General features: G+C 60.9%; 11 protein-coding genes. 9 read left to right on the forward strand and 2 right to left on the reverse strand.

Features of this window, described 5'->3' with window-relative positions; translation table 11 throughout:
- Positions 1-67: 67 nt before the first annotated feature.
- Both FIV38_RS17010 and FIV38_RS17015 read right to left on the reverse strand, forming a co-directional pair.
- On the reverse strand, positions 68-4,966 hold the full coding sequence (locus FIV38_RS17010; RefSeq protein ID WP_092236566.1) for an RHS repeat domain-containing protein: 4,899 nt from the start codon (positions 4,964-4,966) through the stop codon (positions 68-70).
- 199 nt (positions 4,967-5,165) lie between these two features.
- Entirely contained in the window at positions 5,166-6,044 is an 879-nt protein-coding gene (locus FIV38_RS17015; RefSeq protein ID WP_092236569.1) for a LysR family transcriptional regulator, read from the reverse strand.
- A 131-nt stretch (positions 6,045-6,175) separates the two neighbouring features.
- Here FIV38_RS17015 and FIV38_RS17020 point away from each other — a divergent pair, with 131 nt between their 5' ends.
- The 9 genes from FIV38_RS17020 to FIV38_RS17060 all read left to right on the forward strand — a co-directional run bounded on the left by FIV38_RS17020 (position 6,176) and on the right by FIV38_RS17060 (position 17,939).
- Positions 6,176-7,042, forward strand: coding sequence for a hydrolase (locus FIV38_RS17020; protein WP_092236572.1), 867 nt, complete (start codon positions 6,176-6,178; stop codon positions 7,040-7,042).
- Positions 7,043-7,167: 125 nt separating this feature from the next.
- The gene (locus FIV38_RS17025; RefSeq protein WP_092236575.1) at positions 7,168-8,736 is read left to right on the forward strand and encodes an ABC transporter substrate-binding protein; all 1,569 of its coding nucleotides are present in this window, start codon (positions 7,168-7,170) and stop codon (positions 8,734-8,736) included.
- Between the two features lie 11 nt (positions 8,737-8,747).
- Complete coding sequence (locus tag FIV38_RS17030; protein WP_070994929.1) at positions 8,748-9,689, forward strand: ABC transporter permease; 942 nt, start codon at positions 8,748-8,750, stop codon at positions 9,687-9,689.
- On the forward strand, positions 9,686-10,555 hold the full coding sequence (locus tag FIV38_RS17035; protein ID WP_092236583.1) for an ABC transporter permease: 870 nt from the start codon (positions 9,686-9,688) through the stop codon (positions 10,553-10,555). The genes FIV38_RS17030 and FIV38_RS17035 overlap by 4 nt, the downstream gene beginning before the upstream one ends.
- A gap of 2 nt (positions 10,556-10,557) precedes the next feature.
- Positions 10,558-12,189: an ABC transporter ATP-binding protein gene (locus FIV38_RS17040; protein ID WP_092236584.1), complete on the forward strand. Its 1,632-nt coding sequence runs from the start codon at positions 10,558-10,560 to the stop codon at positions 12,187-12,189.
- A 129-nt stretch (positions 12,190-12,318) separates the two neighbouring features.
- A complete protein-coding gene (locus FIV38_RS17045; RefSeq protein WP_092236585.1) occupies positions 12,319-13,599 on the forward strand; it encodes an OprD family porin in 1,281 nt (426 codons plus the stop codon).
- A 67-nt stretch (positions 13,600-13,666) separates the two neighbouring features.
- Positions 13,667-15,184 carry a serine hydrolase domain-containing protein gene (locus FIV38_RS17050; protein ID WP_092236588.1) on the forward strand — a complete coding sequence of 506 codons (1,518 nt, stop codon included), beginning with the start codon at positions 13,667-13,669 and terminating at the stop codon, positions 15,182-15,184.
- Positions 15,181-16,506 carry an omega-aminotransferase AptA gene (aptA, locus tag FIV38_RS17055; protein WP_092236590.1) on the forward strand — a complete coding sequence of 442 codons (1,326 nt, stop codon included), beginning with the start codon at positions 15,181-15,183 and terminating at the stop codon, positions 16,504-16,506. Before FIV38_RS17050 ends, aptA begins: the two co-directional genes overlap by 4 nt.
- 14 nt (positions 16,507-16,520) lie before the next feature.
- Entirely contained in the window at positions 16,521-17,939 is a 1,419-nt protein-coding gene (locus FIV38_RS17060) for an aldehyde dehydrogenase family protein (RefSeq protein ID WP_092236593.1), read from the forward strand.
- Positions 17,940-17,943: the final 4 nt, after the last annotated feature.

Below are 17,943 nucleotides of genomic sequence, written 5' to 3' on the forward strand. Positions count from 1 at the left end.
ATTGACTCACAACAACAAGCGGGCAGGGCGTCAGGCCCTGCGCGCTTGTGTGCGCCCTGTACCGGATTCAGCGGCCCCTGACCGTCTGCCATAACGATCCCCAACTGCCGAAGGGCAACCAGGTGATATCGCCGACAAATGTATCGGCCAGTTGAGCGGGTTCAGATTCCAGGAGTTCCAGATTCCCCAGGACTCCGGAGGTTACGAACGAGAGGGTATTCACATCACCGAGATCGAATAGGCCAGAAAGTCCCTGTGATGACGTCAGTGAGAGTTCACTGTAGGGAAGATTCATGCTGACGGCGGGGTTGGGCAGCGCTTTTGCCCAGACGCGTTCAAGCCCCCGGCCCAGGCTGGACTGCTTCAGGGGGCTGATCAGCGCTTTGGACGCCTTGCTGATGAGGTTCCTGGCGGCCGCCGGGAAAGAGCGTCCCAGGTAGGCGGTTAACTGCGCCGTTTTGCCCGCCACGGTGGCCAGTCCGCCTAACGCTCCGGTGCCCAATGACACCCAAGCCAGGATGCTGGACGCCTCGGGAGCGGTGTCTCTGACAATCAATGAGGCAATGCCGGTGACGAGAGAAGAGGCGGCAAGTCCCACAAGGGCGGCCGTCATCAACAGCGAGGTGCCTCCGGTCATCACGGCGGTCAGTACACCGATCCCACCCCACAGCAATGTGTGAATCAGGGCGCCCTGTTCGGGATTGAACCCGACAGGGCCAGGCAAGCTGTCCCCCCAGATCTCGCGTAGCTGGCTGTCCACGGAAAAGTGGCCAGTGGGGTCCTGAAAATTGACGGGATCGCCTTCGGCGCAATAGGCATAGAGATTAGGCCCACCCTTGCCGAACGGGCTCAGTTCATCGGGGGCGTTAAACCGCATGCTGGCGGCGTCATACCAACGCGCACCCATCCCCAGGGGGTACTGGACGTCGCGGTATTCGCCATTGAAGCCCAGCAGCGAATCGGGCTCATCGCAAAAGTGCTCGCCATAGGCGGTGTAGGCGTGGTGTTTGAGGGTTTGCGCCTGCGCATCGTAGCTGACCAACACGCTGCCACTCATATCCCGCAGCTCGAACATTGTCCGTTCGACGCCAGAGCGCTTGATCCGTTGTACGGTACAGGCGGTGCTCCCAGGGTTGAGGTTGCGGCTGCTGGCGTTGGTGCCGAGGGAGTAGTCGCCGCAGGCCTTGAGTCCGTCGTAGATCACCTGTTGTGGGTCGGTGCCCTCATCACGGGTCATCAAACGGTTGGCCGGGTCGTAACGATAATGTGTGCTCCCGGCCCGGATCAGTCGGCCCAGCCAGTCATAGCTGTAGGTCTTGCCCGTCTGGTCCTGGGTTAGCCGCCCGGCCGCGTCATAACTCAAATTGGCAGACGCGGTGTAATCCCCATGGGTGTTCACAACTCTGGTCAAGCGGTAGCCATTAACGGCTTCATAGGTGTAGGTGGCGGTGTTTTTCGCAGTGCCGAAGCTGGTTACGCAGGTGAGGACGTTACCCAGTGCATCGTAGGTGAACTCCTGCTTGTCGATGTCCTTGTTTGACGGCGTCTTGGGCCGCCAGACGCCGGTGGTGGTACAGGACTTGAGCCGGCCCCCGGGGTTATAGGTCAGGCTGCGCGAACCCAACACAGTGGCGCCCTGTTTCAACTGCACCGATTTCAGTTTGTCGTCGGCGTAGTAGGTGTTTTCCAGCAGCAGGTCGACTTTACCGGTGACGGTGAAGTGGCGGCGGGTTTCGCGCTGCTGGGAGTCATGGGTGTACTTCACATTGAAAGCGACGGGTGACGCGGGCGCGAGGTTGTAGGGGCCAGCAATGGTTTCTTCGTTAAACCGCCCCTGGTCATCGTAGGAATGACTGGTGGTGAAATGAAAGTTGTTGGCCGCGTAGCGTTGTCCGGTCGAGCTATAAAAGAACAGGGTCTGGTTGCCCAGCGCATCGGTGCTATTGAGCAGCCGTGCGCCCAGCGAGTGGGTGTAAAGCAGATCTTTGCTCTGACCGGGCGCGGTTTGCACGCGTTGTCGGCTGACCCGCAGATAGAGGTCATGGTCGTACTGCAGGAAACGGTCGCCCTCGCTGGCCGTCGCGACACCTTGCGTGCCATAGGCATAGGCAAAAGACGTGTGTGCGCTGGCGTCTGCGGTGCTGGTCTTGGCCAGGCGATTGCCCAGTTCCTTGATGTAGTCATGCTTGAGGGCTTGGCCATCGGCGGTCAATGTCGTGGCTGGTACCTGGCTGGTACCGTTGTAGGTAAAGGTTTCGGTATTGCTGCCACGGGTCAGCGAAGTGACTCGGCCCCAACTGTCAATACTGCGCTTGCCCAGGATCTGCCGCTTGCCGCCCGTCTCGATCTCGATCTGCGTCGCCTCCTGCAACAGCCAATGCACCGGGTAGGTGTAGTGATAGGTGTAGACAAAAGGAAAGTCGAGCAGGCCCCGGCCTTTTTCGCTGTGTTTTTCACTCAGCAGGCGCCCGGCACCATCGTAGGTGTAGTCCAGGATGGTGAAACCGAACTCGTTGTCGATTTTCAGTTGCTTGACTTGCTTGGACTGGGTGTAGGTAAACGCGTGGGTTTGGTAGACCAGGCCAGCCTGGTCTTTCCATTCAATTTTTTTGACAGTGTCGTCGACGTTGTAGGATGTCAGCATCGCATGCTTGTCGGTGGCTTTGCCGGTCCACTGTGCGCGGGTCAGGGCGATGGGGTCGTACACGTTGAAGGTTTGCCGGCCATCGCTGTAACGCTGGCTGCTGACTTCGTTCCAGTCGTCATATTGGGCTTCCTGCCAGTGCACCAGCTGGCCCCCCGCCGCGTCGTAATCGAACTCCGAGCGGCGCAGCTCGCGGCCCAGGCTGTCATAGGTGACGGCCTTGGTTTGCTTGCTCTGGCTACCCTGCAGCAGATGTTCGCTGACCAATTGGTCCTGGCCGTCGTATTGGCTCAAGCGCGTCTGGCCGTTGGGCTCGGTGATCTTTATTTGGCCGGGGGCGGGGTAGGCATACGTCGTAACCTGACGATAGGTAGTGCTTTGGGCGCAGACGGTCAAGGTGACCAGTTGCCCATAGCTGTTGTAGGCAAACTCAGTCCGGTTGCCGTCGGCATCGACCTGGCGTACCAGGCGCCCACTGAGGGTGCTCTGGGTTTGCGACGAGACACGGGTTTTGCCAGTTTCATCTGTGTCGGTGGTCGTGGTGGTCAGCTCGGTGTTGCGGCCCCCGCCCAGGGCATAGTCAAAGGAACGCAAGGGGTCGGAAACAATAGGGCGCCGGTCACGCGTCCCCAGGGTGCTACGGGTGAGCTTCTTCACACGCCCTTTGCGAAAGCCGTTGTTTTCGAAGTATTCGATACGCTGCCCGATCAGCGCGGCGCTGGAAACATCCTCTCCGGCGAGACTCCCTTGTAAAGTACTGGTGATCTTTAACTCGCCCTCGCTATCTATTTTTTTATAGGTGTGAAAGTTGAATTTGGAGATATTGCGCAGCGTGGGAATCAGCTCGGGTACCAGTTCAGGAATGATCGCCAGTAGCCCAGGATTATCGACGATTTCGGTGTTAAGAGTTGCTGAAGAAAAAGAATTTTTCGATTTTAACCTTGTAGGAGTCCATGATTGGTCGAGCGGATTATTCGTCTGCTGGTTAGACGCGTTGCGGATCATTTCCAACAAGCTGAGCAATGTACGCTCACCAAGTGTTTCCGGCACAGGCCCCGGCAACGCAGGACTCAAGATGTAGCCTAGCGATGTAGTCGTTCTTTTTTGCCGGTTCTTTAGAAGCGTAGAGTCTTTGTTGAACCGGTTCTCATTTTTTTCTTCCCGACGTTTACCCGCCTTGATGTAGGTTTTAGAGATGTCGCGACTGAGCAATCCATCAGTCAGTAGCGTCGTGTATTTTGTTTCTGTTGTTGCTCCCCCCTGAACCAGCACCTGCGACGTGACGTCGTGGTTTTTATTGTAGTTGTAGGTCGTTGTGCGAATAACCGGATCGCCTTCACGCGCAATAGTGCGGTAGTTGTCTTTATTCTGGCGCTCGTAGACATATCGGGTAATGACCGGCGTCCCGCCACCATTGGGAGTCAAGGTGTGGGTGCTGACACAGGGCAACGCCGACAACTTGGGGTTGTCCGGGAAGGTCAGGCCGTTGTCCTCATACTGCACTTGCTCCTGAAGCCCGTCGAAGCTGGTGATTTTGGTCAACAGCCAGCCACAGGCGGGGTCGTCCTGGTACTCGAAACTGCTTTGAATAGTCGCATCAAGGCTGACGGATTTGAGTGCGTAATTTTCAATAGACAGGGCGTAGTTCAGGGTTTCCGTTGGATCATCGGGCCAGAATGTCAGGTTGGCCGCGCTGATGACCGTAGCGGCGTCAGGGTCGCCGGGGGTGTATTGCACTTTAAGCAGGCTACGGGTGGCGTCGCGGATCTCGGTCAACTGGATCTGGTAATAGGTCTTGCCGTCAATCACATGGGGGGTACTTGTCCAACTGAGGGTCAGGCTGTTGTAGCCATCGGTAGTCAGTGAAACTGGCATGTAAATCCCCGTGTTCCCCACCTGTGCCAGGATTTCCTTGCGACCGTCTTTGCGAAACACCCTAAACGTGCCGGCACCCCACAGCACAATAACCGCAGGCTGGAAGAGAGAATCGTCTTTTTCCATCGCCACCACTTCACCAGAATGCAACGTGAGCTTCTTGTGATGCTCGCTGTACGTGGTCATGCAATAAAACCAACCGTCCCCCAGCGCCGCCTCGTTATTGACCACCGGAGTGTTGTGCAGGCCCATTTCAATGACGGGTCCATTGCCGTCGTTGCCGATCACCGATGGCAAGGGCACATAGACTTCAAACAGGCCGGTACGTGGATCGACGACATTGCGCTTTTGGGTGGTCGCATTGAAGATCGGATCGTTTTCGTCGTCGGTTGGGTCGGTGCCCATCGGGTTGCGCGCCATCATCATCTCCTTGGGTGAGGTATCCATGCTTTACAGGCATTGCTGCCTGAAACTACGGACTCGGCACTGGAGATGTAACTGTCATATTTCACAGTTATTTATATCGTTTGGTAATAGGTGGTGGATTTTTTATCCTCTCCCTTGCGCGTGACGCCCGTAACGATGAGCCCGACGCTTGATCCTCAACCCCTGTGCAGCCCGACCACCGGCAATGATGCGGTCACGGTCACTTCGCCACCGCCGACATCAGCAACTTGCGAATCTCCCCGGTAATCGCGCTTTTGGTGCCTTGCTCCAAAATTCCCACCCGGCGTACCGCCAGGTCCCCCGGCAGCGGCAATACACGCAGGCTGGAGTCTTTGTGCCAGTCAAAGTTCTTCAGCAGCGGCACGATCGCCACGCCAACTTGCTGGCGCACCAGGTCGGCGATGCCGATGATCGAGTTCAGTTCGAGGATTTCCAGCGGTTCGACCGATTCGCTCTTGATGATCGACTGCACCTTGCGGCCTACCGCGGTGGAGCGGTCATAGCGAATGAACGGCTGGGTCCTGAGCAATTCCACAGCGTCGTCGATGCCGGCGGTCTGGGCGGAGTTGGCGAGCATGACGATGGGCTCGTTGTAGAGCAGGGTCCAGCTCAATCCATCGAAGTTCTGCCGCGCCGTCTCGATCAGCAATGCCGCGTCTAGCTTGGCGGCGTGGACCAGGTTGACCACTTCGTCGGAGCGGGCGGTCATCAGGTTGACCGATATGCGCGGGTGCAGCTTTTTCAGTTGCACCAGGCAATTGGCGAGCAGGCCCATGCCGGAGGTAATGCCGCCGATGGACACTTCACCCTCCATGGCCATGCCATCGGGCGCCTCGGCAATCATTTGCTCGTAGTCCGCCAACAGGCGCTTGGCCTTGGGCAGCAACAACACGCCATCGCGGCTCAGCTTGATCTGCCGCTGGCTACGGTCGAACAGCGGTCGGCGCATCTCTTCTTCGAGGGCGCGCATTTGCTGGCCGACGGCGGCGTTGGTGAGGGCCACACGGTCGGCGGCGGCGGCAAAGCTGCCGTACTCGGCGACGGCGATAAACGTCTTGAAGAAACGAATGTTGCTCATGGGTAGGCCCGCGCTCATGGGTACGTCGGCATCGTAAAGCTTTTGTTTACTCTGATTAAAGTTAAATTAGTTTTTCTTTTTATAGTGCTCGACCAATACTCAAGTCCGAACTGACTCGGCGAACTTTCCAAATGAGCAATCCAGATATCAGCCCTGAAGACGCAGCATTACGTGCGGCAAAAAACGTGTATCACCTCGGCGCCACCACCGTGTACTCCCACTATGAGGACAGCCGGTTTGCCTACACCCTTTATGTGCCTGAAAGCATCGAGGACCGCACCCGGCCGGTAGACCTGGTGGTTTCGCTGCACGGCTCGACCCGCGCGATGGAGATTTACCGCAATGGTTTCGCGGAATTTGGCCGCTGGAACGATTGTGTGATCCTGTCGCCGCTGTTCCCGGTCGGCGTGCTGGGCGACGGCAATGGTGATGGCTACAAGCAGATGGTCGAAGGCGATATCCGTTACGACCAAGTGCTACTCGACATGATTGCCAGCGTTGGCAAGCGCTACGGTCGCAGCTTCGATACCTTTGCACTGTTCGGCTATTCCGGTGGTGGGCAATTCACCCATCGCTTCTGCTACCTGCACCCCGAAAAACTCTGGGCGGCGTCCATCGGCGCACCGGGTTCGGTGACCCTGCTCGATGCCGATCAGGACTGGTGGGTCGGCGTGCGGGACTTTGCCACGCGCTTTGGCAAACCACTGAACCTGCGAGCCCTGCAGCGGTTGCCCGTGCATATGGTGGTGGGTGATTCAGACCTCGAAACCTGGGAAATTACCCACCGTGAAGGCGGCAAACACTACATGGCCGGTGCCAACGCTGCCGGGCGTACGCGACCCGAGCGCCTGGCTACCTTGAAGGCCAGCTTCGAGGCCGCCGGCGTGCAGGTGCACTTTGACCTGCTGCCCAACGTCGCGCACCAGGGCATCAAGGCCATGCCGGCTGCCCAGGACTTTTTCGCCAAGGTGTTGCGCCACAAGCGCAGCCTGGGCTGATACACCGCAAGTGATGCACTCAGAACAGACCGCATAACAATAACCAAGGATTCACTCATTCTGATGCCGGTCCTGCCTTGGCTCCCGCCACTGACCGGAAAATTCCTTCAAGGAGTCTTTCTCCCGTGAATAGTTACGTAAAGACGGCATTGGCCGTCGTAATGTCGGCGTGCACCGTCTCCATGGCCGTTGCCCAGGACAAGGTCATCAGCGTTGGGATCAACGGTGATATCCGCAGCACCGACCCTGGCGTCAACCGCGACGACAACACCGACGCGGTGATGATGCATCTCGTCGAAGGGTTGGTGGCGTACCGTGAAGACACCAGCATCGCCCCGATGCTAGCCAGCGCGGTTGACGTGTCGGCGGATGGCCTGCGCTACACCTTTACCCTGCGTGACGGCGTGCACTTTCACAACGGCCAGCTATTGACGGCCAAGGACGTGCAATGGACCTGGCAGCGCTACCTGGACCCCAAGACCCAGTGGCGCTGCCTGGCAGAGTTCGATGGGCGCGGTGCGGCGAAGATCGTTGATATCGCCAGCCCCGACCCGAAAACCGTGGTGTTCACCCTGGATCAAGCCAATGGCTTGTTCCTGGCCGCCATGGCCCGCCCGGATTGCGCGGGCAGCGGCATCCTGCACCCAGACTCCCTGGCCGCCGATGGCAGTTGGCGCGCGCCGATTGGCACTGGCCCGTTCACCCTGGGCAAATGGCAGAAGGGCCAGTACGTCGAACTGGATCGCTTCAAGCAATACACCCCACGTGCCGAAGACAAGGCGGACGGTTACACCGGCAACAAGCAGGCGTTTGTCGACACCGTGCGGTTTGAGGTGATCCCCGATTCGGCCTCGGCCAAGGCGGCGCTGCTGTCGGGTGGCGTGGACCTGCTGCCGGACGTGACCGCAATGGATGCCGCACAACTCAAGCAGGTCAAGAACCTGCAGATCCAGGTCAGCCCGATCATGACCATCAGCGGGCTGTTGTTCCAGACCCGCGACCCGCTGCTCAAGGACGTGCGCATCCGTCGCGCGGTGGCGTTGTCCCTGGATTACGCGCAGATGGTGGCGGCGTTGTCCGATGGTTTATCGGTGGTCAACAACTCAATCATTCCCACTGCGAGTCCGTACTACGACAGCACCGCGCACCAGGGCTATACCTACAACCTCGACGAGGCCCGGAGCCTGCTGAAGGAAGCCGGCTACCGCGGTGAAAAAATCCGCATGCTGGTCAACAAGCGCTACCCGCAGATGTTCGACATGGGCTTGCTCTGTCAGGCCATGACCCAGGCGGCAGGGCTGAACATCGAGATGGAAACCCTGGAGTGGGGCACACAGTTGGAGCGTTACCAGACCGGTAGCTACCAGATGATGTCGTTCTCCTACTCGGGACGTTTCGATGCGGCGCAAAGCTACGAGTCGGTGATCGGCGACAAGGCCAAGGAACCGCGTAAGGTCTGGGACAACCCCCAAGCCCTGGCCATATTGCGTGAGGCCCAGCGTGAAGTTGACCCAGCCAAGCGCCAGCCACTGTTCGACAAGCTGCACACGCTGATGCTCAAGGATGTGCCCATGGTGGTTATCTATAACGGCACGGCCATCGGCGCCATGGGCAAGCGCGTCGAGGGGTATCGCTCCTGGCCGGTTGCCAAGCCGCGCCTGTGGGGCGTGAAGCTGCTCGACACTTCCAAGTAAGGCGTAGCGCTATGTTTCGATTCATATTGCACAGGCTCGGCATGGCGGTGCCGACCCTGTTGCTGATCTCGGTGATTGTGTTTGCCTTGATCCGCCTGATCCCCGGCGACCCGGCACTCTTGATGCTCGGCGACATGGCCGACCCGCAAAGCCTGGCCGATATGCGCAGCAGCCTGGGGCTTGACCACTCAGTGGTGACCCAGTACCTGATCTGGATCAAGTCGGTGCTCAGTGGCGACCTCGGCGTGTCCATCAGCAGCCGCCAGCCGGTGTTGGAGTTGCTGCTCGAGCGGTTCAGCGTCAGTGCGACCGTGGTGCTGGTGGCGGTATTGCTGGCGACTCTGCTTGCAGTGCCGGTGGGTTTGCTCGCAGCCTGGAAGCAAAACAGTGCGATGGACCTGGGCCTGGTGGCGACGGCAACGTTGTTGCTGTCGGTACCCAGCTTCTGGTTGGGTTTGTTGCTGCTGTATGTCTTCGGCATTCAATTGGGCTGGTTGCCGGTGATCGGTTACGTGGGCTTTGCCACCGACCCGATGAAAGCGCTGACCTACGTGGTGCTGCCAATCATCACCCTGACGCTGGTGGAGTTCGGGGCCATTGCCCGGATGGCACGGGCCAGCACCATTGAGGTGCTACGCCTGGAGTACATCGCCCATGCCCGGGCCAAAGGGTTGTCGGAAGGCGCGGTGCTGTGCAGGCACGCCTTGCGCAACGCGTTTGCACCGACCTGGACCCTGATTGGCCTGATCCTTGGCAACTTGCTCGGCGGCATTGCGGTGCTGGAAACGGTGTTCACCCTGCCAGGTATCGGCCGGTTGATGGTCGATGCGATCTTCTCCCGCGACTACCCGGTGTTGCAGGGTTGCCTGCTGCTGGTCACCTGTATCTATGTGTTGGTCAACCTGTTGGTGGATCTGCTGTATCCGCTGTTCGATCCAAGGGTGAAGCTATGAACCTCAAGACTCCTGCCTTGCCCACCGTGGCAGCGGTTCCGCCCCGGCGGCGCCGGCGTTACCCGCCGCTGAACGCCCTGATCGGCGGCAGCCTGCTCGCGGCACTGGTGTTGCTGGCATTGCTCGGCGTGGTGTGGACACCTTACGACCCGCTCAAATTGGACCTGCTCTCACGCCTGCACGCACCGAACGCCGTGCACTGGCTGGGTACCGACGAATTTGGCCGCGATGTGTTCAGCCGCCTGATCATTGGTGCGCGTACCAGCCTGTGGATCAGCCTGCTCTCGGTCAGCGTAGCGGTGATCTGCGGCACGCTGATCGGCATGCTCGCCGGTTACCTGCGCGGCTGGACCGACCGGGTGCTGATGATGCTCAACGATGCGTTGCTGGCATTCCCCGGCATCCTTATGGCCCTGGGCATCATGGCAATTGTCGGCGCCAGCCAGTACGGCATCGTGCTCGCCCTGGGTATCGCCTACACCCCTTCGGTGGTGCGGGTGGTACGCGGCAGCGTGCTGTCGCTGCGTGAGTTGGAGTTCATCGAGGCCTCGCGGGTGATCGGCAACTCCGAGCTGTACACCATGTTCCGTCACATCACCCCCAACTGCCTGGCGCCGCTGTGTGTCTTGGCCACCAGCATGTTTGGCTGGGCGTTGCTCTCGGAGAGTGCGCTGAGTTTCCTCGGCCTTGGGGTTCCACCGCCGGCCGCCACCTGGGGCAGCATGCTCTCGGCCAGCCGCACTTATATCTCGACGGCGCCGTGGCTGGGGATCTTCCCGGGCATCTTTATCAGCCTGACGTTGCTGGCTATCAATCTGTTCGGCGATGCCTTGCGTGATCGTCTCGACCCGCGCATGAGGAAATGAGCATGAGCGCTCCAGTGCCTTTACTGGCCGTTGAAAATCTACAGATTCGCGTCGGCGTGGACGGTCCGCTGGCCGTCGATGACTTCAGCTTCACCATGGCCCCCGGCGAGATCGTCGCACTGGTGGGCGAGTCGGGCAGCGGCAAGACCATGGCCGCGCGCGCTGCCATTGGTTTGCTGCCAGCACCGATGCAGGTGTGCGGTGGGCGCATCATCTTCCAGGGCCAGGCCCTGGACAGCAGCAATGCCAAGGCCATGCGTGAAGTGCGTGGCGCGCGGATCGGCATGGTGTTCCAGGAACCGATGGTCTCGCTCAACCCCGCGCTGACCATCGGCCGGCAGATGAGCGAGGCACTCAAACTGCATACCACGCTGGATGCGGCGACGATCCGTGAGCGCTGCATCGCCATGCTGCAACGCATCGGCATCAAGGACGCCGAAAAGTGCCTGGCGTCCTACCCGCACCAATTCTCCGGCGGCATGCGCCAACGCATCATGCTGGCCTCGGTGATGCTGCTGCGCCCGGCGCTGCTGATTGCCGACGAACCCACCACGGCCCTGGATTGCCTGGCGCAACTGGACGTGATCGAGTTGATGCTGGAACTGACCCGCGAGCAGGGCACCGCGATTCTGTTTATCAGCCACGACCTGTCTTTGGTCGCGCGTTATGCCCACAAAGTCGTGGTGATGCGCTCGGGCAAGGCGGTAGAGCAGGGCCGTATCGAAGACATCCTCTTTGCCCCCAAGGCCGAATACACCCGGCAATTGCTCGAAGCGCTGCCACGGCGCGGGGAACTGGTGCCCGTGCCGGCGGCCGACAGCGCGTTGTTGCAGGTCCGGGATGTGTGTATCGAACACCCGGGGCCGCGCAGCTTCTGGGGGCGCAGCGTGCCCAAGCGCGTGGTGCACTCGGTGAACCTGAGTATTGCTCCGGGCGAGACGCTGGCCCTGGTCGGTGGCAGCGGTTCGGGCAAGACCACCCTCGGGCGTGCGGTCGTCGGCTTGGTCAACCCCTGTGCCGGGGCAATCCTGTTCCAGGGTGTGGATATCCTCAAGGCCGCCAACCGGGCACATCGCCTGCAATGCCAGATGATCTTCCAGGACCCGTATTCGTCCCTCGACCCGCGCATGACTGTGGGCCAGATCCTCGCCGAACCGCTGCGCCATGAACCCGCCCTGACGGCCGCGCAAAAGCGCCAGCGGGTCACCGACACCCTGGTCGATGTGGGCTTGCCCGAACAGTTTCGCGAGCGTTTTGCCCACCAACTTTCCGGTGGTCAGCGCCAGCGCGTGGCGATTGGCCGGGCGTTGGTGCGCCGGCCCAAGCTGGTGATTGCCGACGAGCCGATTTCGGCACTGGACATGACCATCCAGAAGCAGATCCTCGAACTGTTCGAGCGCTTGCAACGCCAATACGGCTTTGCCTGCCTGTTCATTTCCCACGATCTTTCGGCGGTGGAACGCATCGCCCACCGTGTGGCGGTGATGAACCAGGGCGAGGTGGTCGAAATGGGCCCGCGTGACACGATTTTCGACGCCCCACAACACCCTTACACCCGTCGGCTACTCGCCGCGGCCAGCCCCTTGGAGAAACGTGCGGACGGCAGTTACCGCCTCCGTGCCAGCGTGATTTAGGTACTGCTGCACCCCAGGCCACGGCATTAAACCCAACCCTTCGCAAATCGACGATTTGCGAAGCGGGCGAAGCCATGGCCGAAGAAAACAAAAACAACCCCACTCAACCTGTCTGCCAGGAACCTACACATGAATAACCGCATCAACAAAGTTGTCGCCAGTGCCAGCGTCATGGGCGCCGGTTTCATGCCCTTGTTTGCCCAGGCTGACTTCGTCGCCGACAGCAAAGCGGTGCTGGAGTTGAAGAACTACTACTTCAACCGTGACTACCGCGAGTCCAGCGGGCAGAACAAGCGTGCCGAATGGGCGCAGGGTTTTATCCTGAAGCTGGAGTCGGGCTTTACCGACGGTACCGTGGGTTTTGGCCTGGACGCGGTGGGTATGTTGGGCATCAAGCTCGATTCGAGCCCGGACAACTCTGGCACCGGGTTGCTGGCACGCTCCAGCATGGCCGAGCCAGGCTCCCCCAGCTACGCCCGGCGCGCCCATGACAACTACTCAAAACTGGGCCTCACCGGCAAGGCGCGCCTGGCCAAAAGTGAGTTGCGCGTGGGTTACATGGTGCCTGACCTGCCGACGCTGCAACCGAACCTGAGCCGCCTGTTCCCGCAGAGTTTCAGCGGTACCGCAGTGACCTCCAAGGACATCGACAAGCTGACACTGAGCGCGGGCCAACTGGACCAGGTCAAGCAGCGTGACTCAACCCATTACGAGGATATGGGGCTTACCAGCCAGTACGGCGCCTACAAAAGCAGCGCCAAGAGCGATGAGTTCCGCTACGCCGGCGGCGAGTACGCAGTCACGCCGACGACCTTTGTGACCTATCAGTTCGCGCAACTGGAAAGCCTGTACCAACAGCATTACCTGGGCTTGAAAAACAGCTTCAAGTGGGGCCCGGGCACGTTCAAGACCGATATCCGCTACTTCAGCGCCAGTGAAGACGCTGCAGGCCTGGCCGGCAAGGTGGACAACCGGGCGTTGAGTACGCGCATCGGCTATGGCCTCTACGGCCACAACCTCAGCGGCGGTTACCAGGAACAGTACGGCTCGACGCCGTTCACCTATGTGGACGGCACCAACACCTACCTGTTCACCGAGTATCAACTGGCCAACTTCTCCCAGACTGGCGAGCGCGTGTGGCATGCCCGCTATGACTATGACTTCGCCTCGCTGGGCATTCCGGGCCTGCTGTTCTCGACGCGTTATGCCAAGGGCGACAACGCCAAGGTCATCGGCTTCAACGGCGAAGGGCGCGAGTGGGAGAGGGACTTGAGCCTCGGCTATGTGGTGCAGAGCGGCACATTCAAGGATGTTTCGCTGCGTTGGCAGAACGCCAGCGCGACGAGCAACTTCGCCCGTGACACCAACGAAAACAGAGTGATCCTGGGCTACACCGTGGCGCTCTGGTAGCGGTAATGGCGTGCAACAGGAACAGCCTGTTGCACGCCCAAGCAGTGGAAATGAGGGGATAGATCAGATGACGAGTTTGCCGTTGCGGCGGGCACTGCCCAGTCAACAACGCGTATCGGCGCGTGGCGTAAGTGATTTCATCGAAGCGGTGAACGCTGCGGACCTGGAGTTGCACAGCTTCATGCTGTACCGCGATGGCGCGGTGGTAGCTGAAGCGTTTTGGGCGCCTTATTGCGCCGAACGCCTGCATGTCCAGCATTCGGCGACCAAAAGCTGGGTGTCCATGGCTGTCGGGCTGTTGGTGGATGACGGCGTGCTGTCGCTGGACGCCAAGGTGGTGGATTTTTTTGCCGCCGATTGCCCGGCATCCATCAGCGCCAACCTGGCGGCCATGACCGTGCGGGATCTGCTGACCATGCGCACCGGCCATCGCCAGGGCATTTCTGGTGGCGCCTGGCGCGGGCGCAGTGACAGTTGGGTACGGTTGTTCCTCAATGAGCCGGTCGAAGACCCGCCAGGGCACCGGTTTATCTATAGCAGTGCGTCGAGCTTCATGCTCTCGGCGATTGTCAGCGTGGTCAGCGGCCAGACGGCGTTCGAGCTGTGCGACGCACGTATCTTCCAACCCATGGGCATGGGCCCCATCGAGTGGGACCTGGCTCCTGGCGGTTTCAACACCGGTGGCAATGGCCTCAGTTGCCGCACCGAAGACTTGCTCAAATTCGGCGTGTTGCACTTGCAACAGGGCAATTGGCAGGGGCAGCAATTGCTATCGCGGGAATGGGTGGCCGAAGCGACCCGTGGGCACGTCGATGATGTATGGATGGGTGCCTTCGATGGCAAGCGCTACCTGAGTCGCGACGAGTCGAGCGACGCGGCTGTCACGCGCCGCGAAGGCTACGGCTACCAGTGGTGGATGACCCTGCACGGTGGGTATTACGCCTCCGGCGTGTTTGGCCAGCAGTGCATTGTGTTACCGCGCCATAACGCGGTGATTGCGTTTACCGCAGGCCTTGCCCTGGGCGAGCGGCGCTTGCACAGCCTGCTCTGGGAGCATCTTTTGCCGGCGCTGGACGTACCCAGCGAAGGCTCGGCGGATGCCGCGCTGGCGGCGCTGCTGGCCCATCAACAACGGCCAGTCATGTCTGGCGCCGCCAGCTCGCCGCGTCAGGCTGAATTCAGCGCGACGTTTGCCATGCAGGCCAACGAAGACCAGGTCAGCGAAGTGCGCCTGGAGTTCGGGCCTGAGCATTGTGACTTTTACCTCACCGACCCTCGTGGCACCCATTGCATCCGGGCCGGGCTGAGCGCCGGCATCGAAACCCAGACCAGCATGACCGGCCACTATCTGCATCACCAATACCAGCCGGCACTCACCCCGGTGGTGGCGCAGGCGCGCTGGACCGAAGACCGGGTGTTGAGCATGACCTGGCAGTTTGTCGAAACGGCGTTTTGTGATCGGGTCACCTGCCGTATCGAACACGGCACCTTGTACCTGGACCGCAGCGTCAACGTAAACGCAGGCCCGTTGCAGCGCCCGACGCTGACCGGCCATCCAACCCTCGCTTTGCAGGAGTCGCCATGAACGATCTTTCCAACCCTTCAGTTTCCGCGCGCGGCGCGTTCTGGGCGCCATTTACCCCGATGCGCCAGTTCCAGCAACAACCGATGATGTTCGCCAGCGCCGACGGTATGTACTACACCACCACCGATGGGCGCCGCGTACTCGACGCAATGGCGGGGCTATGGTGCGTGAATGCCGGGCATGGCCAGCCGAAAATCGTCGAAGCCATTCGCGAAGCGGCGGGGCGCCTGGACTTTGTCTCGTCGTTCAAGATGAGCCACCCCCAGGCCCTGGAAATGGCCGAGCGCCTGATCGACATCAGCCCCGCCGGTATGGAGCAGGTGTTCTTCACCAACTCCGGCTCTGAAGCGGTGGATACCGCGCTGAAGATCGCGCGGGCGTATCACCAGGCGCGTGGTGATTGCCGTCGGACCAAATTTATCGGGCGTGCCAAGGGCTACCATGGCATGGGCTTCGGTGGGCTGTCGGTATCCGGTATCGGCCGCCAGAAACGTGACTTTGGCCCGCTGCTGGGGGAGGTCTCGCACCTGCCATTGCCCTATGACGCGGGCATGCGTTTCAGTGTCGGGCAGCCGCAGCAGGGCGCCAGTTACGCTGATGCGCTGACACAACTGCTGGATATCCAAGACCCGAGCACCGTGGCTGCGGTGATTGTCGAGCCGGTGACCGGCTCCGGCGGGGTTTATGCGCCGCCCCAAGGCTATTTGCAACGCTTGCGCGAGATTTGCACACGGCACGGCGTGCTGTTGATTTTCGACGAGGTAATCACCGGTTTTGGCCGCGTCGGCGCGCCCTTTGCCGCGCAAGCCTTTGGCGTGCTGCCGGACCTGATCACCACCGCCAAGGGCCTGACCAACGGCGCCGTGCCCATGGGCGGCGTGCTGGTCAGTGGCGCGGTGTATGAAGCGTTCATGGCCGGGCCGCAGAATGTCATCGAACTGATGCACGGCTACACCTATTCAGCGCACCCATTGGCGTGTGCGGCCGGGTTGGCGACCCTGGAGGTGCATCGTGAATTGGGCATCAACCAGCACGTCAACGCGGTGAGTGGGCTGTGGCAGTCGACCGCACTCGCGCTGCAAGGTGTCGGCGCGGTGCTGGACGTCCGCGCGATCGGACTGCTTTGCGCGGTGGAACTCGAGCCGCGCCCAGGTTTCCCCGGCGCCCGTGGCAGTGAGGTTGCGCAGTGGTGCTTCGACAACGGCGTGCTGGTGCGCGGCTCGGGTGACACCATTGTGATTTCGCCGCCGCTGGTTATCAGCCCGCAGGAGATCGCCCAGGTGTTCGACACCCTGGCGAGCGCCCTGAAACACGTCGCCTGAAGGGAGCCCAAGGTATGTCGGATCTGTTTGAGTTCTACATTGACGGTGCCTGGGTCAAGCCCCACGGCACGGCCGTTGAAACCGTGGTCAACCCGTCCACCGAGCAGGTGGTTGCGCGCATCATTCTTGGTGACAGCCACGATGTGGACCGCGCAGTCGGCGCGGCCAGGCAAGCGTTTGCGGGGTTCGCCGCCAGTTCGCTGGAGGCGCGTATCGAGCTGCTGCAACGCATAATCCAGGCCTACCAGCGCCACAGCGAAGCGCTGATCGAAGCGGTTCACCTGGAAATGGGCGCGCCGCTGTCCCTGGCCCGCAGCGCCCATGTGCCGGCAGGCCTGGGCCATCTGGTGCAGGCGTTGAATGTGTTGCGCGAGTACCGCTTCGAGCGTCGGGTGGGCAATACGTTGGTGGTACGCGAGCCGATTGGCGTGTGCGCCCTGATCACGCCCTGGAACTGGCCGCTTAATCAACTCACCTGCAAACTCGCCCCCGCGCTGGCCGTGGGTTGCACCGTGGTGCTCAAACCCAGTGAGCGGGCGCCGTTGTCAGCCCGGATCATTGCCCAGGTGCTGCATGAGGCCGAGGTGCCAGCGGGGGTGTTCAACCTGGTCAACGGCGACGGCCCAGGGGTGGGTGCCGCGTTGGCGCGCCATGCCGAGGTGGACATGGTGTCTTTTACCGGCTCCACCCGTGCCGGCGTTGCAGTGGCCAAGGCGGCGGCGGATACGGTCAAGCGTGTGTCCCAGGAACTGGGCGGCAAATCCGCGAATATCCTGCTCGACGATGCCGACCTGCCCAGCGCGGTACGCCATGGGGTGTTGGGCTGTATGCGCAACAGCGGCCAATCGTGCAATGCCCCGACGCGGCTGTTGGTGCCGCGTGCGCAGCAACAGGCGGTGATTGAGATCGCCCGGCAAGTACTTGCGCAGGTGTGCTACGACGACAGCAACCCCATCACCGCCATCGGCCCTCTAGCCAACGCCATGCAGTGGGAGCGGGTACAAGACATGATCGCCCAGGCCATCGCCGAAGGTTCGCGGTTGATCGCCGGTGGGCTGGGGCGGCCAGCAGGCGTTGAGCGTGGTTACTATGGGCGACCGACGCTATTTGCCGACGTCACACCGGATATGCTGGTGGCACGCGAAGAAATCTTTGGCCCGGTCTTGGCGATCATCCCGTATGACAGCGAAGCCGAGGCAATCGCCATCGCGAACGACAGCCCCTACGGCTTGTCCGGTTACGTCACCTCAGCCGACCTTGAACGCAGCCGCCAGGTCGCCCGGCAATTGCGCACCGGCATGGTCCACCTCAACGGCGCCCGCGCCGACCAGGCCGCGCCGTTTGGCGGCTACAAACAGTCGGGTAACGGCCGCGAGTGGGGGGAGTCCGGGTTTGACGAGTATCTGGAGAGCAAGTCGCTGTTTGGCTACTAAGTGG

It is taken from the genome of Pseudomonas proteolytica (assembly GCF_007858275.1).
GTDB lineage: Bacteria > Pseudomonadota > Gammaproteobacteria > Pseudomonadales > Pseudomonadaceae > Aquipseudomonas > Aquipseudomonas proteolytica.